General features: G+C 72.5%; 15 protein-coding genes and 1 pseudogene. 9 read left to right on the forward strand and 7 right to left on the reverse strand.

Annotated features, from left to right (window positions below):
- Positions 1-2: 2 nt before the first annotated feature.
- The 4 genes from ABD343_RS18390 to ABD343_RS18405 form a co-directional block, all read right to left on the reverse strand.
- Positions 3-923 (reverse strand): carbohydrate ABC transporter permease, encoded by a 921-nt coding sequence (locus ABD343_RS18390; protein WP_425578213.1) that lies wholly within the window; start codon positions 921-923, stop codon positions 3-5.
- A complete protein-coding gene (locus ABD343_RS18395; protein WP_344529473.1) occupies positions 920-1,846 on the reverse strand; it encodes a carbohydrate ABC transporter permease in 927 nt (308 codons plus the stop codon). The genes ABD343_RS18390 and ABD343_RS18395 overlap by 4 nt, the downstream gene beginning before the upstream one ends.
- Positions 1,843-3,165, reverse strand: coding sequence for an ABC transporter substrate-binding protein (locus tag ABD343_RS18400; protein WP_344529475.1), 1,323 nt, complete (start codon positions 3,163-3,165; stop codon positions 1,843-1,845). The genes ABD343_RS18395 and ABD343_RS18400 overlap by 4 nt, the downstream gene beginning before the upstream one ends.
- Before the next feature lie 198 nt (positions 3,166-3,363).
- Positions 3,364-5,364, reverse strand: a complete 2,001-nt coding sequence (locus ABD343_RS18405) for a beta-galactosidase (protein WP_344529477.1) — start codon at positions 5,362-5,364, stop codon at positions 3,364-3,366.
- 112 nt (positions 5,365-5,476) lie between these two features.
- On the opposite strand from ABD343_RS18405, the gene ABD343_RS18410 reads away from it, so the two are divergent.
- From ABD343_RS18410 to ABD343_RS18440, 7 genes and pseudogenes are all read left to right on the forward strand, one after another.
- The gene (locus tag ABD343_RS18410) at positions 5,477-6,238 is read left to right on the forward strand and encodes an SDR family NAD(P)-dependent oxidoreductase (protein ID WP_344529479.1); all 762 of its coding nucleotides are present in this window, start codon (positions 5,477-5,479) and stop codon (positions 6,236-6,238) included.
- Between the two features lie 60 nt (positions 6,239-6,298).
- On the forward strand, positions 6,299-7,033 hold the full coding sequence (locus ABD343_RS18415; RefSeq protein WP_344529481.1) for a FadR/GntR family transcriptional regulator: 735 nt from the start codon (positions 6,299-6,301) through the stop codon (positions 7,031-7,033).
- A gap of 301 nt (positions 7,034-7,334) precedes the next feature.
- Positions 7,335-8,213, forward strand: a pseudogene (gene rho, locus ABD343_RS18420) (transcription termination factor Rho); the annotation flags it as partial.
- A gap of 375 nt (positions 8,214-8,588) precedes the next feature.
- The gene (locus ABD343_RS18425) at positions 8,589-10,289 is read left to right on the forward strand and encodes an ABC transporter substrate-binding protein (protein ID WP_344529483.1); all 1,701 of its coding nucleotides are present in this window, start codon (positions 8,589-8,591) and stop codon (positions 10,287-10,289) included.
- Positions 10,289-11,269, forward strand: coding sequence for an ABC transporter permease (locus ABD343_RS18430; protein ID WP_344529485.1), 981 nt, complete (start codon positions 10,289-10,291; stop codon positions 11,267-11,269). The genes ABD343_RS18425 and ABD343_RS18430 overlap by 1 nt, the downstream gene beginning before the upstream one ends.
- Positions 11,266-12,261 (forward strand): ABC transporter permease, encoded by a 996-nt coding sequence (locus ABD343_RS18435; RefSeq protein WP_344529487.1) that lies wholly within the window; start codon positions 11,266-11,268, stop codon positions 12,259-12,261. Before ABD343_RS18430 ends, ABD343_RS18435 begins: the two co-directional genes overlap by 4 nt.
- Positions 12,258-13,931 (forward strand): dipeptide ABC transporter ATP-binding protein, encoded by a 1,674-nt coding sequence (locus ABD343_RS18440; RefSeq protein WP_344529489.1) that lies wholly within the window; start codon positions 12,258-12,260, stop codon positions 13,929-13,931. The genes ABD343_RS18435 and ABD343_RS18440 overlap by 4 nt, the downstream gene beginning before the upstream one ends.
- A 64-nt stretch (positions 13,932-13,995) precedes the next feature.
- On the opposite strand, the gene ABD343_RS18445 is transcribed toward ABD343_RS18440, so the two are convergent.
- Complete coding sequence (locus ABD343_RS18445) at positions 13,996-14,355, reverse strand: hypothetical protein (protein ID WP_344529491.1); 360 nt, start codon at positions 14,353-14,355, stop codon at positions 13,996-13,998.
- 192 nt (positions 14,356-14,547) lie between these two features.
- On the opposite strand from ABD343_RS18445, the gene ABD343_RS18450 reads away from it, so the two are divergent.
- Both ABD343_RS18450 and ABD343_RS18455 read left to right on the forward strand, forming a co-directional pair.
- Complete coding sequence (locus tag ABD343_RS18450) at positions 14,548-15,531, forward strand: alpha/beta fold hydrolase (RefSeq protein WP_344529493.1); 984 nt, start codon at positions 14,548-14,550, stop codon at positions 15,529-15,531.
- Positions 15,532-15,803: 272 nt separating this feature from the next.
- Complete coding sequence (locus tag ABD343_RS18455; protein WP_344529494.1) at positions 15,804-16,319, forward strand: hypothetical protein; 516 nt, start codon at positions 15,804-15,806, stop codon at positions 16,317-16,319.
- 47 nt (positions 16,320-16,366) lie between these two features.
- Here ABD343_RS18455 and ABD343_RS18460 read toward each other — a convergent pair whose 3' ends face one another.
- Together ABD343_RS18460 and ABD343_RS18465 are read right to left on the reverse strand one after the other, a co-directional pair.
- On the reverse strand, positions 16,367-16,747 hold the full coding sequence (locus ABD343_RS18460; protein ID WP_344529495.1) for a tautomerase family protein: 381 nt from the start codon (positions 16,745-16,747) through the stop codon (positions 16,367-16,369).
- 1 nt (position 16,748) lies between these two features.
- Positions 16,749-17,327: a TetR/AcrR family transcriptional regulator gene (locus tag ABD343_RS18465; protein ID WP_344529497.1), complete on the reverse strand. Its 579-nt coding sequence runs from the start codon at positions 17,325-17,327 to the stop codon at positions 16,749-16,751.
- Positions 17,328-17,362: the final 35 nt, after the last annotated feature.

The raw sequence follows: 17,362 nt of genomic DNA on the forward strand, positions 1-17,362 counted from the left end.
TCCTACTCCTTGACGCTGCCCTCGGTGAGCCCGGTCCGCCAGTAACGCTGGAGGACGAGCATCGCGAAGGCCAGGGGGATGACGGAGACGAAGGCGCCGCCGATGGTGTACTGCGTCAGCTCGGGGAACCGGTCCGCGGCCTCCTTCCAGGTGACGAGGCCGAGGGTGATCGGATACTTCCGGTCCTCGGAGAGCATGACCAGCGGCAGGAAGTAGTTGTTCCAGATGTGCACGAACTGGAAGAGGAAGACGGTCACCAGCGCGGGCGACATGATGCGCAGCACCAGCGTGAAGAAGATCCGCTCCTCGCTCGCCCCGTCCACCCGGGCGGCCTCCAGCACGGTGTCGGGCACCGCGGACTCCGCGTAGATCCGGCACAGGTAGACGCCGAAGGGGCTGACGACGCTGGGGATGAGCACGCCCCAGTAGGTGTTGGTCAGCTCCAGCTTGCTGAACATCAGATAGAGCGGCAGGGCCAGCGCCGTCGAGGGCAGCAGCACGCCCGCGAGGACGAGCTTGAAGACCGCCTCCCTGCCCCGGAAGCGGTACTTGGCCAGCGCGAAACCGGCCGCGGCCGACAGCAGCGTGGCGACGACGGCGCCGACTCCCGCGTAGAGCAGCGAGTTGAGCGCCCACTGGAGGTAGATGTGGTCGTCGTAGGAGAAGACGCGGCCCAGGTTGGACCAGAGCTGCGGGGCGTCGAACCAGAAGCCGAAGCTGCCGTAGAGGCTGCCGTTGGACTTCGTGGCGGCGACGACCAGCCAGTAGACGGGGATGAGGAAGTAGACCGCCGCGAGCGCGAGGACCGCGACGAGCAGCACGCGGCCGGGGCGCAGCGCGCGCCGGCGGCGCGGCGGCGCGGGCGGGGACACCGGGGCCGTCTCGGGGGCGGGGGCCGGGGTGGAGGTCGTCGTGGCGCTCACCGCTCGCTCCTTCGCTTGCGGTTGACGAGGCTGAGGAAGCCGAACGACAGCACCATGGCGACGACGGCGAGGATGACGGACTTCGCGGCGGCCATATAGACGTTGGCGTTGGCGAAGGCGTCGAAATAGGCGCTGAGGTTCGGCGTGAAGTCGTTGTTCACGGCGGGCGCGAGCTTCTTCAGCACCAGCGGCTCGGCGAAGAGCTGCATCGTGCCGATGATCGAGAACACGCAGGTGAGGACGAGGGCCGGGCGCACCAGCGGGATCTTGATGCGCAGCGCGGTCTGCCAGGGACCGGCGCCGTCGATCTTCGCCGCCTCGTACAGCTCCTGCGGGATCGACTTGAGCTGGGCGACGATGATCAGCATGTTGTAGCCCGCGAACTCCCAGATCACGATGTTCGCGATGGACCAGAGCACGCTGTCGTAGCCGAGGAAGTCGGGCTGGAAGCCGAGCGAGCCCAGCATGTCGTTGATCGGGCTGACCCCGGGCACGTAGAGGAAGCCCCACAGGATGGTGGCGATCACGCCGGGGATGCCGTACGGCAGGAAGTACGTGGCCCGCATCAGTCCGGCCCAGCGGTCCTTGACCTGGTCCAGGAGGAGCGCGAGCACGAGCGCCAGCAGCAGCATCACCGGGACCTGCACGATCCCGAAGAGCAGCACCCGCCCGAAGCCCTCCAGGAACGAGGTCTGCTGGAGCGCCAGCGTGTAGTTCTCGAACCCGGCGAAGCCCACGGACGGCTTGCCGAGGCCCATCGGGCCCGAGCGCTCGACCTTGAGCATGCTCTGGTAGACCGCGTAGAAGATCGGGGCGATCATCGCGAAGAGATACACCGCGAGGAAGGGCGCGAGGAAGCGCCACGCCTTGCGGTCGGGCCGGCTGCGGCGGCGGGGCTTCGGCGCCTTCACGGGAGTCGTCATCGCGCGCTCCTCGCCTTCAGTCCCTTGGCCTTGAGGTCGTCCACGAACTTGCCCTGCGCGTCGCGCAGGGCCTCCTGGACGCTGCCGTGGCCGTCGGCGGCCCGGCCGATGTTGTCCTGGATGTGCGCGTACGACTGGATGGTGGTCGGCGCGAACCGCCACGAGGTGTCCACGTTCTCGTCGGAGACCTGGAAGACCTCGTTGTAGCGCTGGCCGCCGAAGAACGGGTCCGGCTTGCCCAGCGCCGTCTCCTGGAGATCGAGCTTCGCCGCGGGCCAGCCGTACCCGGCGGCGACGAGCAGGTCGACGGACTCGGGCGCGCTGTTGAGCCAGTGCGCGAACTTCAGCGCCTCGACCGGGTGCCGGGTGCCCTGGAGGATCGCCGTGGCGGAGCCGCCCCAGTTGGAGGAGGCGTGCGCGCCCGCCTCCCACTGCGGCAGCTCGGCGACCCGCCACTTCCCCTTCGTACGGGGCGCGTTGCCGCGGATCAGCGCGTCCTGCCACTGGGCGCCGAGCCAGCCCGTGAACTGGCCGGTCTGCAGCCCCTTGAAGAACCCCGACTGCGAGTCCTGGACGGTCGCGACGAGCTTGTCCCGCAGCAGGCCGTCCCAGAAGTCGGCGACCTCCATCGACTCGGGCCCCGTCAGGTCCACGACCCAGGTGTCGTCCTCGGCCCGCACCCAGTGCGCGCCGCGCTGCCACGGCAGCGAGGCGAACCACTGCGCGTTGACCGGCGGGAACGCGGTGATGTACGAGCCGTGCTTGCGGAACTTCTTCGCGGCGGCGCGGAACTCGTCCCAGGTGCGGGGGACCTCCACGTCCCACTTCTCGTAGAGGTCCTTCCGGTAGAAGTACCCCATCGGTCCCGACGCCTGCGGCATGGCGTATGTGCGGCCCGCGAAGACGCCCTGCTTCCACTGCCAGTCGACGTACTGGTCCTTGAGCTTGTCGGCCCCGTACTTCGTGAGGTCGGTCAGGCCGTTGGCCAGCATGAACTCGGGCAGCGCGTAGTACTCGACCTGCGCGAGGTCGGGCGGGTCGCCCGCCTTCAGGGACGAGTGCATCTTCTGGTAGCCGCCGGAGGTGTTGGCGGGCACCATCTGGACCTGGACGTGGATGTCCGGGTTCTTCCTGTTCCACAGGGCGACGGCCTTCTGGAGCGGGACCCATGTCCACAGGACGAGCCGCACCTTCTGGCCCGCCTTCCGGGGGGTCGAGGTGGTCATCCGGGTGGCCCCGGCGGACTCACCGCAGGCGGCGAGCGCGGGCGTGGCGGCGGCGGCCGCGCCCCAAGTGAGCACTTTCCTTCTGGTAGGCACCTGACCTCCTTGTCAGAGCGAGTTGCTGAACGTGCCCGGCGAAGTGGGCTGCGCTTGCCAGCCCTGCGCCTTCGCGCAGACCTCCCAAGCGCAGAACGGCAAAGCAGGGCTTGCCCGATCAGGGGCGCGGGGAACTGCGCGGCCAGCCACGGCGCAGCCGCGGACTGCGAAGCACGGGCAGGGGCAGCCCCTACCCGGCTAGTGCTGGATCACCGCCACTCCGCGCGCGGGCAGAACGAGGGCCGTCACCTCCTCCGGAGAGGCGCTCAGGAGGTCTCGGCCCGCACTCGGGAGGGCGATCTCGGCCTCGGTCTCACCATGGTTGAGCAGAAAGAGGAAACGCTCTCCCCCGGCGCCCACCCGCACCGTCGCCTGGACGTCACCGGGCAGCCCGTCCACCAGTGGGTCGGCCCCCGCCTCACCCCGGGCCCGGTCGACAAGAGCCCTCATCGACGCGGGGTCCAGCCGCGTACCCACGTACCAGGCCACGCCCTCCCCGTAGGCGTGCCGCGTCAGGGCCGGGCGCCCCGCAAGCTCCCCCTCCCCGAACTCGGCGACGGCCGCCGCGCCCTCCAGGTCGATCGACTCGGACCACAGATCACCGGTACCGGAGAGGCCGCCCCGTACGGCCAGCGACGCCCCCTCGTCCAGGGGCCAGAACTCCTCGATCCGCAGGCCGAGGACCTGGCGGAGCGGCCCCGGGTACCCTCCGAGGTGGACGCGGTCGTTCTCGTCGCTGATGGCGGTGAAGAACGAGACGAGCAGGTGCCCTCCCTCGCGGACGTACCGCGTCAGCCGCTCGCCCGTCCCCTCGCTCATCAGGTACAGGTTCGGAACGACGACCAGCTTGTACGCGGACAGGTCGCTGTCCGGCGGTACGACGTCACAGGGGACGCCCGCCCGGAACAGCGGCCGGTAGTGGCGCAACAGCGCCTCGCGCTGGCTGAGCGCGGAGGACGGGTGCGAGCCCTGCTCCAGGGCCCACCAGCTCTGCCAGTCGATGAGCAGCGCGACGTCCGCCGCGTTGCGCGTACCGGTGATCTGCGGGACGGACGCCAGCTCGCGGCCCAGCTCGGCGACCTCGCGGAAGATCCGGGTGTCGGGCCCGGCGTGCGGGACCATCGCGGAGTGGAACTTCTCGGCGCCGCCGGGCGACTGGCGCCACTGGAAGTACAGGACCGCGTCGGCGCCCTGCGCGACGGCCTGCCAGCTCCACAGCCGCATCTTGCCGAACGGCTTGGGGCTGTTGCGGGCCCGCCAGTTGACGGCGCTGGGCGCCTGCTCCATCAGCATCCAGGGCCGGCCGCCGCCGGAGGAGCGCGTGACGTCGAAGGCGGCGCCCGCGTCGATGTGGGTCTCGGGGTCGTAGGGGTCCTGGTAGAAGTCGAGCGACTGGACGTCCTCGTGCGCGGCCCACCGGTAGGGGTCCACGGGCTTGTGGTGCGGCATGTGGTTTGTCGTGACCGGCACGCCGGGGGTCACCCGGCCCAGCACCTCCTTCTCCGTCAGATAGCACTGGAGGAGCGCGTCGTCGCTGAAGCGGAGGTAGTCCAGGACCTGGGTGGGGTTGGGGTGCGTGGGCGTCGCGCGGGGCGGCATGACCTGGTCGAACGTGCCGTAGCGCTGGGACCAGAAGGTGGTGGCCCAGGCGGCGTTGAGGGCCTCGACGGTGCCGTAGCGCTCGCGGAGCCAGCGGCGGAAGTCGGCGGCGGACACCTCGCAGTAGCAGACGGGGTTCGAGCAGCCGTACTCGTTGCCGATGTGCCAGGTGTCGAGCGCGGGGTGGTCCGCGTAGCGGGCGGCGAGCCGCTCGACGAGCCGCGCTGCGTGCTCGCGGTAGACGGGGCTGGAGGGGCAGAAGTGCTGCCGGGAGCCGGGCCATTTGCGGACGCCCTCGGCGCTCTCCAGCAGGATCTCGGGAGCCAGCTCGCTCAGCCACGGGGGCGGCGAGGCGGTCATGGTCGCGAGGCAGACGCGGATGCCCGCCTCCCCCAGGGTGTCCATGACGCGGTCGAACCAGCCGAAGTCGTACTCCCCCGGGCGTTGTTCGATCAGCCCCCAGGAGAAGATCCCGGCCGTGACCATGGTGACGCCGGCCTCCTTCATGAGGCGGACGTCCTCGGCCCAGACCTCCTCGGGCCAGTGCTCGGGGTTGTAGTCGCCGCCGAAGTGGATGCGGTCGCTGCGGACTGCGGTCATGGCCTCTGCCTCTCGTGACGAGTGACACGTGTGCGATGCGCGGCACCGTACAAGAACTCGTTATTTATGAATAGTTCTTGACGCCGTTCTTTTACCGGACGACCCTCGTCCCATGAGCGCTGACACCCGGAGGTTCATCGGACGTACAGCCGTCGTCACCGGAGCGGCGGCGGGAATCGGGGCCGCGACGGCGGCGCGGCTGGCCGCCGAGGGCGCCTCGGTCGTCGTCGCGGACATCGACGCGCGGCGCGCGGCCGAGACCACCGAATCCCTGGCCGCCGACGGCGGCACGGCCGTGCCCGTCGCCGCCGACGTGGCCCGGGAGGAGGGCTGGGCGACGGTCCTGGAGGCCGCGCGCCCGCTGGGCCCGGTCGGGGTCCTGGTCTCCAACGCGGTCGCGGTCGAGGTCGCCCCCGCGCACGAGACGTCCCCGGACTCCTGGCACCGCCAGCTCGACGTGGGGCTGACGGCGGCCTTCCTCGGGTTCCGCGCCTGCCTGCCGGAGCTGCGTGCGGAGCGGGGCGCGGCGGTCCTCGTCTCCTCCGTCCACGCGCACCACGGCATCCCCGGCCATCCGGCATACGCGGCGGCGAAGGGCGGCCTGCTGTCCCTGTGCGGCCAGCTCGCCGTCGAGTACGGGCCCGAGGTGCGGGTCAACGCGGTGCTGCCGGGCCCCGTCCTCACCCGGCTGTGGGACAGGGTCCCGGAGGACGAGCGGCGGGCCAGCGCGGCGGAGACGGCGGCCGGGCGGCTGGGCGACCCGGACGAGGTGGCCGCGGCCATCGCCTTCCTGGCCTCGCCCGAGGCCTCGTTCGTCACGGGAGCGAGCCTGGTCGTGGACGGTGGCTGGAGCGTCGTAAAGTCATCGGCCTGACCCCGGCCTGCGGGTTCGAGGTGAACGGCGGGGGTCGTCGAGGAGAAGGGAAGGTGCCCGATGTCCGGGTACGCGCGCCGGGGCGTCCACGGCCAGACGGTCGAGGCCATAGCCCACCGGGTGCTCGGCGGCCAGCTCGGCGAGGGCGCCACCCTCGATCTCGCCGCGCTCCAGGAGGAGCTGGGCGTGAGCCTCACCGCGCTGCGCGAGTCGCTGAAGGTGCTGGCCGCCAAGGGGATGGTCGACGCGCGGCAGAAGCGCGGCACCTTCGTGCGCCCGCGCGCGGACTGGCACCTGCTCGACGTGGACGTGCTGCGCTGGCAGTTCCAGTCCGGCACCGGGCCCGGCTCGGGCGCCTCCGGGGTCCCGCCGCTGCTGCGCGACCTGGCCGAGGTGCGCGGCATCGTCGAGCCCGCGGCCGTACGGCTCGCGGCCGAGCGGCGCACCGAGGCCGACCTCGCGGCGCTGGACGCGGCGCTCGCCGCGATGGCCGAGGCCGACGACGGGGCGCCGGAGGCCGTCGAGGCGGACCTCGCCTTCCACCGGGCGCTGCTCGCGGCCTCCCACAACGAGCTGCTGGAGCGCATGGAGATGGTCATCTCCACGGGCCTCGCCGCGCGCGACCGCATCGTCCACGGCCCGGGCCACCACCCGGTCGACCCGGTGCCCAGCCACCGCGCGGTACTGGAGGCCGTCCGCGCCGGCGACCCCGAGGCGGCCGAGACCGCCATGCGCGACCTCCTGGCCCAGGCCGCCCAGGACCTCGCGGAGCTGCACGAGCCCCCCGCGAGCTGACCTCTCCTCGTCCCAGGACCGCCACCGGCGGTAAGTGGTACGGTTTTCACGGCACTTGTTGAAGCCCCTTCGTGTGGCGCCGGTGCCGCATCTCTCAGACAGCGGGTTCCGTCCCGCTTCCGCTCGCACCACGTGGACCCGTCTCGTACGTGACGTGCCGCGTCGTGCCGCGTCCCCGTGCCGATCCCGGCCGGACGCCTTCTCCCTCACCCCACTCCCCCCTTTTCAGGACATTCACGAAAGGTCACCCATGACCAGCACTCTCGAACGCCCCGTGTTCACCAGGGGGTTCGCGCCCGGGCCCGAGCCGCGCGAGCGGCCCCGGTTCCACGAACTGACCCCGCTCCACCCCCGGCACCGGCTGCGCCTCGAAGGGCCGGACGGCGGACTCACCGCGCGCCTCGTCGACCTGATCGCGCCGATCGGCAAGGGGCAGCGGGGCCTGATCGCCGCGCCGCCCAAGACCGGCAAGACGGTGCTGCTCCAGCGGCTCGCCGCCGCGCTCACCGCCAACCACCCGGAGATCCACCTGATGGTGGTGCTGGTCGACGAGCGCCCCGAGGAGGTCACCGACATGCGCCGCTCCGTGCGCGGCGAGGTGCTCGCCTCGACCTTCGACCGCCCGGCGAAGGAGCACATCGCGCTCGCCGACCGCGCCGTCGAGCGGGCCAAGCGGCTCGTCGAGCGGGGCGAGGACGTGGTCATCCTGCTGGACTCCCTCACCCGGCTGTGCCGGGCGCACAACAACGCGGCGCCTTCCGGCGGCCGCACCCTCAGCGGCGGGGTCGACGCGGGCTCGCTGCACGGGCCGAAGAAGTTCTTCGGCGCGGCACGCGCGGCCGAGGAGGGCGGCTCGCTGACCATCCTCGCCACCGCGCTCGTGGAGACGGGCTCGCGGGCCGACGACTTCTGGTTCGAGGAGCTGAAGAGCACGGGCAACATGGAGCTGCGGCTGGACGCGGCCCCCGCGAACCGGCGGGTCTTCCCCGCCGTGCACCTCGGCTCCTCCGGCACCCGCCGCGAGGAGCTGCTGATGGCCTCGACCGAGCTGGCGGGCGTCCGTGCGCTGCGCCGGGCCCTCGGGGCCGACGACAGCCGCACGACGCTCGAAGCGCTCCTCGAACGGCTCCGCAAGACCCCCGACAACGCCGCGTTCCTGCGGCAGTTGCGGCATTCCTGACCCTCCGGCACGACCGCACCTATCCCGCTCTACAAGACGGATTTGTGTCGCATCCTGAGACCGTCTTGTGCGTACGAGGGGAGATCGTCCAGGCTTCTGCCCATGTCGCGCCACCACTTCCCCGAGCACACCGGCTTCCGCCTGGTGCTCATCGGTGTGCACGCGCACGCGGTCTCCGACATCGACTGTCGCTGAGCTTCCCGGCCCGTCGCGGCCGGACACGACGCGTTATCTCCCTTTTCTCCCCTCACGTCGTCGGCTCAGTGTGACCGTGCCCCACCCATGGCCCCGCCTCCCGACGGCGTCTCCCGCCGCGAAAGGCACGCTCTCGCCATGCGTAACCGCATATTGATACGCCCGTCTCGCCATACGGCCATGACTGCCGTCGCCGGAATCGCCCTCACCGGGGTGCTCGCCTCCTGCGCCGGGCCGCAGGACGGCGACGCGGAGGGCGGCGCCGGGGGCAAGCCCGCCAAGGGCGGCAAGCTGCTCGTCCTCAACACCGAGCCGCAGGTCAACTTCGACCCGGCCCGCCTCTACACCTCCGGCGGCGGCAACGTGCCCTCGCTCGTGTTCCGTACGCTCACCACCCGCAAGCGCGCCGACGGGGAGGAGGGCACCAAGGTCGTCCCCGACCTCGCGACCGGGCTCGGCAGGCCCAGCGAGAACGCGAAGGTGTGGACGTACAAGCTCAAGAAGGGCCTCACCTACGAGGACGGCTCGCCGATCACCTCGGCCGACATCAAGTACGGGGTCGAGCGCTCGTTCGCGGCCGAACTGTCGGGCGGCGCGCCGTACATGAGGGACTGGCTGGTGGGCGGCGCCGACTACCAGGGACCGTTCGCGAAGAAGGGCCCGAAGACCCTCGACTCGATCGAGACGCCGGACAAGAGGACCGTCGTCTTCCGGCTGAAGAAGCCCGTGGGCGACTTCCCGTACGTCGCGACGCAGACCCAGTTCGCGCCCGTGCCGAAGAAGAAGGAGAAGGGCGCGAAGTACGAGAAGCACCCGCTCTCCTCCGGCCCGTACAAGGTCGTGAGGAACGAGAACGACGGCGAGCGCCTCCAGCTCGCCCGCAACCCGCACTGGTCCGCGAAGAACGACCCGCACCGGCACGACTACCCGGACTCCATCGAGGTCCGCTCCGGGCTCGACCCGGCCGTCATCAACCAGCGGCTCTCCACCAGCTCGGGCGACGACGCGAAGGCCATCACCACCGACACCAACCTGGGCCCGGCCGAGCTGGCGAAGCTCGGCAAGGACGGGAACGACGCGGAGCTGAAGAAGCGCGTCGGCGTCGGTCACTTCGGCTACACCAACTACCTCGCCTTCAACCCGAAGGTGAAGCCCTTCGACAAGAAGGAGGTCCGCGAGGCGATCTCGTACGCCATCGGGCGGCGCAGCGTCGTCAACGCGGTCGGCGGCACCTCGCTCGCCGAGCCCGCGACCACCTTCCTGCCGAACCAGAAGGCGCTGGGCTACACGCCCTACGACCACTTCCCGGCCGGGAAGAACGGCGACCCGGACAAGGCCCGCGAGGTCCTCAAGAAGGCCGGGTACGGCAAGGGGCTCGCCGTCACCCTGACGCACTCGACCGACGACAGCGCCGCGATCGGCTCGAAGGTCGCCACGGCCGTGCAGCAGTCGCTGAAGAAGGCCGGAATCACCGTCAAGCTCAGGGGACTTGAGCGCAACGCCTACGACGAGAAGCGGCAGGACGCGGGCGACACCCCCGGCTTCTTCCTCTCCCAGTGGGGCGCCGACTGGCCGGCCGGATACCCGTTCCTGGCCCCGATCTACGACGGGCGGCAGATCGTGAAGGACGGCTCGAACTTCAACCACGCGCAGCTCGACGACGAGAAGATCAACAAGAAGTTCGACGCGATCAGCGGCGACACCGACCTCAAGGCCGCGGCGCGGCGCTGGGGCGCCCTCGACAGGGAGATCGGCGAGCGGGCGCTCTCGGTGCCGCTCTTCCACCCGGTCTACCAGCGGCTCGTCGGCAAGGACGTCAAGAACGTCGTCATCAGCGACTGGACCGGCGTCCTCGACATCTCGCAGGTGGCGGTCAAGTAATGACCACCGCGTACGAGGTGGCGGCCACCGCGCCCGGCGCGGACCGCCGCCTGTGGAGACGGCTGCGCGCCCGCCCCTCGGCCGTGGTGGCCGCCGCCGTGCTGGCCGTCCTCGTCCTGGCCGCGCTCGCCGCACCGCTGCTGGCGGCGGCGAGCGGCCAGGACCCGGACACCTACCACGACGGGCTGATCGACTCCGCGAGCGGCGGCGCGCCGCGCGGCGCCTTCGGCGGCGTCAGCGCCGAGCACTGGCTCGGCGTCGAACCGGGCACGGGCCGCGACCTGTTCGCGCGGCTGCTGTACGGCGCGCGGATCTCGCTGCTCGTGGCGGCGGGCGCGACGGTCGTGCAGATCCTGATCGGCGTGTCCGTCGGTCTCGCCGCCGCGCTCGGCGGCCGGTGGGCCGACCAGGTCCTCAGCCGCGTCACGGACGTGATGGTGGCGCTGCCGATGCTCGTGCTGGCCATCGCGCTCACGACCGTCGTGCCGGACGGCTTCCCGCGCCCGCTGCTGCTGATCCTCGTCATGGGGCTGCTCGGCTGGGGCGGCACCTCCCGCGTCGTACGGGCGCAGGCGCTGACGCTGCGCGGGCTGGACTTCGTCGCGGCGGCCCGGCTCGGCGGCTCGGGGCGGCTGCGGGTGGCACGGCGCGAGCTGCTGCCGTCGCTGGCCGCGCCGGTGATCACCTACGCGGCCGTGCTGCTGCCGACGAACATCGTGCTGGAGGCGTCGCTCTCGTTCCTCGGCATCGGCGTGAAGCCGCCCACCCCGTCCTGGGGGCAGATGCTCTCGACGGCGACCACCTGGTTCCGCGCCGACCCGATGTACGTGCTGCTGCCGACCGGGCTGCTCTTCGTGACCGTCCTCGCCTTCACCGTCCTGGGCGACGCCGTGCGCACGGCGCTCGACCCGCGCGAGGCGTCCCGCCTGCGGGTGGGCAGGGCGACGGGCCGGACCCGCAAGGAGAAGAAGACCCCGTGAGATTCGCCCTGTTCACCACCAAGCGGCTGGTGGGCGCCGTCCTCGTGCTGCTCGTCCTGTCCGTCGCGCTCTACGCGCTCTTCTACCTCGTCCCCGGCGACCCCGCGCGGCTCGCCTGCGGCAACCGCTGCAACGTCGAGCAGGTCGCCCAGGTCCGCGAGCGGCTCGGGCTGAACGAGCCCGTGTACGCGCAGTACCTGCACTTCGTCCAGGGCCTGTTCACCGGCCGGGACTTCCCCGCCGGAAACGGCGTCCAGCACTGCCAGGCGCCCTGCCTCGGGCTCTCCCGGCAGAACGACGAGGAGGTCACCTCCCTCATCGCCCAGGGCCTGCCCGCGACCGCCTCGCTGGCGCTCGGCGCGCTGGTGATCTGGCTGGTGCTCGGCCTGGGCACCGGGCTCGTCTCGGCGCTGCGGCGCGGCGGGATCACCGAGCGCGTGCTGACCGTCCTCACGCTCGCCGGGAGCGGCACGCCCGTCTTCATCCTGGGCCTGCTGCTGCTCATGGCGGTCTGCGCCTATCTGCAGTGGCTGCCGTTCCCCTCGTACGTCCCCTTCACCCGCGACCCCGAGCAGTGGGCGTGGAACATGCTGCTGCCGTGGCTCTCCCTCGGCCTCTTCGAGAGCGCCAAGTACGCCCGGCTGACGCGCTCCTCGACGCTGGAGGTCCTCGCCGAGGACCACATCCGTACGTTCCGCGCGTACGGGGTGAGCGAGCGCGCCGTCGTCACCCGGCACGCGCTGCGCGGCGCCCTGCCCCCGGTGATCGCGCTCAGCGCCCTGGACCTGGGGACCATGCTGGGCGGCGCGATGATCACCGAGACGCTCTTCGGACTGCCGGGGCTGGGGCGGCTGCTGATCGAGAGCGTGCGCGAGGTGGACCTGCCGGTGGTCGTCGGGATCGTCCTCGTCACCGGCGCCGCCGTGGTGATCGCCAACGCGGTCGCCGACGTCCTCTACGCACTCGCCGACCGAAGGGTGGCCCTGTCATGACCGGCCCCGTGAGCGCCCCGCTCATCGAAGTCCGTGACCTGACCGTCGACTTCCCCCCGGGGCCCTCCGGAACCGGTTCCGGCGTACGCGCGGTGGACGGGCTCTCCTTCTCGCTCGCGCCCGGCAGGGCCCTCGGCATCGTGGGCGAGTCGGGCTCGGGCAAGAGCACGGTGGCGGGCGCGCTGCTCGGGCTGCACCGGGGCACGGGCGCCGAGGTGTCGGGCTCGGTCACGGTCGACGGCACGGACGTGCTGGGCGCGCCCCCGGCGGAGCTGCGGAGGCTGCGCGGAGGGACGGCGGCGATGGTCTTCCAGGACCCGCTCTCCGCCCTCGACCCGTACCTGGCGGTGGGCGACCAGATCGCCGAGGTGCACCGTACGCACGCGCCGAAGGTCTCCCGGCGCGCGGCCCGCGAGCGGGCCGTGGCGGTGCTGGACCGGGTCGGCATCCCCGACGCCGCCCGGCGCTCCCGGGCCAGGCCGCACGAGTTCAGCGGCGGCATGCGGCAGCGCGCGCTGATCGCCATGGCGCTGGCGTGCGAGCCGAAGCTCCTCGTCGCCGACGAGCCGACGACCGCCCTCGATGTCACCGTCCAGGCCCAGATCCTCGACCTGCTGCACGAGCTGCGCGCCGAGACCGGCATGGGCCTCGTGCTGGTCTCCCACGACCTGGGCGTGGTCGCGGGCAGCGTCGAGGAGATGCTGGTGATGCGCGACGGGCGCGCCGTCGAGGAGGGCCCGGTCGGGCGCGTGCTGGACGCGCCCGCCGCGCCGTACACCCGCGAACTCCTCGCCGCCGTCCCCCGGCTGGAAGCCCCGCGCGCCCGCCCTCCGGCGGCCCGGGGAGAGGTGCTGCTCGAAGCGGTGGACGTGCGGCGGGAGTTCGGGCGCCGCGGGGACCGTACGGTCGCCGTCGGCGGGGTCTCGGTGGCGGTCACGGAGGGCGAGACGCTCGGCGTCGTCGGCGAGTCGGGCAGCGGCAAGACGACGCTCGGCCGGATGCTGGTCGGGCTCCTCGCGCCCGGCGGCGGCGCGGTCCGCTACCGGGGCGAGCCGCTGCGCGGCGTGCGGCCCGGCCTCCAGATGGTCTTCCAGGACCCGGTCTCCTCGCTCAACCCCCGGCGGAGCATCGGCGAGTCCGTTGCGGACCCCCTGCGGGCCGCCGGGCGGTTGACGGACCGCGAGGCGGGCGCGCGGGCGCGCGAGCTGCTGGAACAGGTCGGGCTCGACCCCGGCTGGTACGACCGCTACCCGCACGAGTTCAGCGGCGGCCAGCGGCAGCGCGTGGGTATCGCGCGGGCGCTGGCGCCCGGACCGAAGGTGCTGGTCTGCGACGAGCCGGTCTCCGCGCTCGACGTCACGACCCAGGCCCAGGTACTGGACCTCCTCGCCGGGCTCCAGCGCGAACTGGGCCTCGGGCTGGTCCTCATCGCGCACGACCTCGCGGTCGTCCGCCAGGCCGCGGACCGCGTCGCCGTCGTCCGCCGCGGCACGGTCGTCGAACAGGGCCCTGTCGACACGGTCTACGACACCCCGCGCGACCCGTACACCCGCCACCTCCTGGCGGCCGTCCCGGTCCTCGACCCGGCGGAGGCGACGGCGCGCCGCGCGGCCCGTACGGCGTCGGCGACCGCGACGACGCCCGCGGAACCCGAGCCGGTGGGGGCGTGAGGCGACCGAGGGGCCGGGTGCCCGGCCGGGAACGCCGGTCACTCGGCGAGGTCATGGGGCGAGGTCATGAGGCGTGCCGGTCACGTGTCTCCGCCCTGGAGCGCTGCCAGGCCTGCACACCCAGGCCGGTCACCAGGACGGCCATGCCGCCGGTCAGGAAGACGCCGGTCCAGCCGAGCCGGGTGATCCTGGCGTTGTCGCACACCCGGGTACGCCACGCGATCCCGTTCTCCGTCCACTTCTCCTCGCTCCAGTGGGCGGGCCCCATCACGGAGCCGCACGCCACCGGGTCGCGCCGCGAGATCTCCCCCTCCGCGGCGGCGGGGTCGCCGACCTCCATGCGGGTGAACAGGGACAGCACGGCGGCGGCCAGGAAGAGCCCCGCGACGCACAGCCAGCCGAACAGTCCCGTGCTCCGGCGCACGGATCGCACGTAGACGGATCGCGCGTATTCCTCGTCACTCCGCATGAGCCCCCCTGAACGGTGCCGACAGGGTGCGGATGCTACTCGGCGGGCCGTGCCCCCGGCTTGCCGAATCAGCAAAAACTGTCGCCGCCCCGGTGCGGGCCACGCATGATCGGAAGAGCCGTCACCCGGAACACCCGAGGAGCAGTCATGGAGAAGTGGTCGCACCGTCTCATCCCCTCCCCCGCCGGACGGATCCATGTCGTGGAGGAGGGCACGGGCCCGCTCGTCCTGCTCGTGCACGGCTTCCCCGAGTCCTGGTACTCGTGGCGGCACCAGCTCCCCGCGCTGGCCGCCGCCGGGTATCGCGCGGTGGCCATGGACGTGCGCGGATACGGGCGTTCGTCGAAGCCCGAGGCGATCGAGGAGTACCGGATGCGGGCGCTGGCCGAGGACTGCGCTGCCGTCGTCCGGGGCCTCGGGGAGCGCACGGCGGTCGTCGTCGGGCACGACTGGGGCGCGGGCATCGCCGCGCACACGGCGCTGCTGCACCCCGGGACCGTCACGGCCGTCGGCATGCTGAGCGTGCCGTACGCGCCGCGCGGCGGGCCCCGGCCCAGCGAGATCTTCGGGTCGCTCGGCGGGGACGAGGAGTTCTACGTCAGCTACTTCCAGCGCCCCGGGCGGGCCGAGGCGGAGATCGAGCCCGATGTGCGGGGCTGGCTCGCCGGGTTCTACGCGGCGCTGTCGTCCGGCACGATGCCCCCGCCGGACGCGCCGGACGTGCACTTCGTCGCGCCGGGCGGCGAGCTGCGGGACCGCTTCCCGGCGGGCGGCGTGCTGCCCGGCTGGCTCTCGGAGGCCGACCTCGACGTCTACGCGGCCGAGTTCGAGCGCACGGGGCTCGCCGGGGCGCTCCACCGCTACCGCAACATGGACCGCGACTGGGAGGACCTCGCCGAGCTGGACGGGGCCGCGATCCCGCAGCCCTCGCTCTTCGTCGGCGGCACGAGCGACGCGTCGACCATGTGGATGTCCCAGGCGATCGAGGCGTTCCCCGTCACCCTGCCGGGGCTGGTCTCCTCGCACCTGCTGGAGGGCTGCGGCCACTGGCTGCAGCAGGAACGCGCCGAGGAGTTCAACAAGATCCTGCTCGACTGGCTGGCGGCCGTCTCCGCGCCGGGCACCGCGTGAGGCGGGACGGGCGACGGGTCGGGCGGCGACACGTAGCACCGCGTCAACAGTCCGTTACGCGCCGCGATTTGGCGTGTTTCTTCCTGGGCCCCCTCCCGGCGCGGACGTAGCGTCTGCGGAACCGGCGCCCCTGTCCCGGCGCGGTGTACGCGAGCGGCCGCGGCGGCGTTGAACTGGCCCCGCCAGCCGCGGCCCCGCTGCCCCGAGCCCCGGGTGCGGAGTGCCGGGTGCCGGGGCGCGTCACGGTGTCCGACGATGCAGGGGAGGCGTCGATGGGACCCAGCGTGAATCTGCCGGGGTTGCCCCGGATCGTGCGGGACGACCCGGCGTCCCCGCCGTGGGCGGCCCACCATCTCTCGCTCGTCCTGGAGTTCCCGCGCGGCCACGGCCGCGACGAGGGGGACTACGCGACGGTCGGCCAGGTGACCCGCACCGTTCTCGCGGCGAGCGGGGCACCGGCGCCGCTGGCGCGCCGGATGGCCGACGCGGTGCGCGTCGCGGCGCACTACGTCGTGGAGCACACCACGGCGGGCAGCTTCCGACTGCTGGTCGGCGCGGACAGCGGCGGCTTCACCGTCGCGGTCACGGACTACGCGGTCCCGCCCGCGTCCGGGCCACCGGCCTGGCTGCCCGTCTCGCGCGGCGACCGGCTGGAGCTGACGGGGGTCGGCCAGGGCCGGGACCCCCTCGTCGACAACGCGCTCGCCCCCGACGGGCTCCAGCTCCACCGCACCCCCGACGGCCACGTCCGCCTCGGCTGCCACACCCCCTGGCCACCCCCGCCCTGACCGGACCTCCCGCGCCCTCTCCGATCGGGCGCGCTCTTGTGGGGCGGTCAGAGGTATTGGGCCTCGCCGTGGCCCAGGGACCAGTCGGCGTCGGTGTTCTCGGTGAGGGTGATGAAGACGTTGCGGGGCTCGGTCCCGGCGTAGGCGTGCGCGAGTTCGGCGATGCGGCGGTAGAGGGCCTGCTTGAGTCCGGGCGGGCGGCCCGCGCGCATGATCAGGGCGATGTAGACGATGCCCTCGTCGCGCCGGACGCCGAGGTAGTCGCCGTAGCGCAGGGTGCTGTGAGTGCCGTCGTGGCCGTTGAGGACCTGGAAGTGGTCGCCCGGCGGGATGCCGAGGGTCTCGACCATGGCCTCGTGCACGGCCCGGCCCAGCGCGTCGAGGCGCTCGGCGTCGGCCCCCAGGGCGTCGATGCGGACGAACGGCATGTCAGCGGCTCTCCTTCGCGGCCGTACGGGCGGAGAGGAGGCCGAGCGCCCCGTCGACGGCGCGGCCGAAGGGCTCGGCCGTCCCGGCGGCGCGGGCCAGCACGTATCCGCCCTGGAGGACGGCGACCAGCGCGGTGGCCGTGGCCTCCGCGTCGAGCCCGGCGTCGAACTCGCCCTGCGCGCGGCCCTCTTCCAGCAGCGCGGCCAGCCGCCCGGTGAGCCACGCGAAGGTCTCCTCGACGGGGGCGCGCAGCTCCGGATCCGCCATCACGTCGGGGTCCTGGGTGAGCCGGCCGACGGGGCAGCCCCGGAGCACGTCCCGCTCCCGGCGCAGATACGCGGCGACGCGCGCGCTCACGGGCCCGGGCCCGGCGAACGCGGTATCCGCCCGCTCCCTCATCTCCCCGGCGCTGCGCCCGATCGCGGCGCGGGCGAGCCCGGGCTTGCCGTCGAAGTGGTGGTACATGCTGCCCTGGCCCGCGCCGGAGCGGGCCTGGATGGCCTTGGGGCTCGTGCCGACGTAGCCCCGCTCCCACAGCAGTTCCCGGGTGCTCTCGATGAGCCGTTCTCTCGCGTCCATGCCGCGACCATACATACCAGTAGGTACAGACGCCA

It is taken from the genome of Streptomyces albiaxialis (assembly GCF_039530985.1).
In the GTDB taxonomy this organism is placed as follows: domain Bacteria; phylum Actinomycetota; class Actinomycetes; order Streptomycetales; family Streptomycetaceae; genus Streptomyces; species Streptomyces albiaxialis.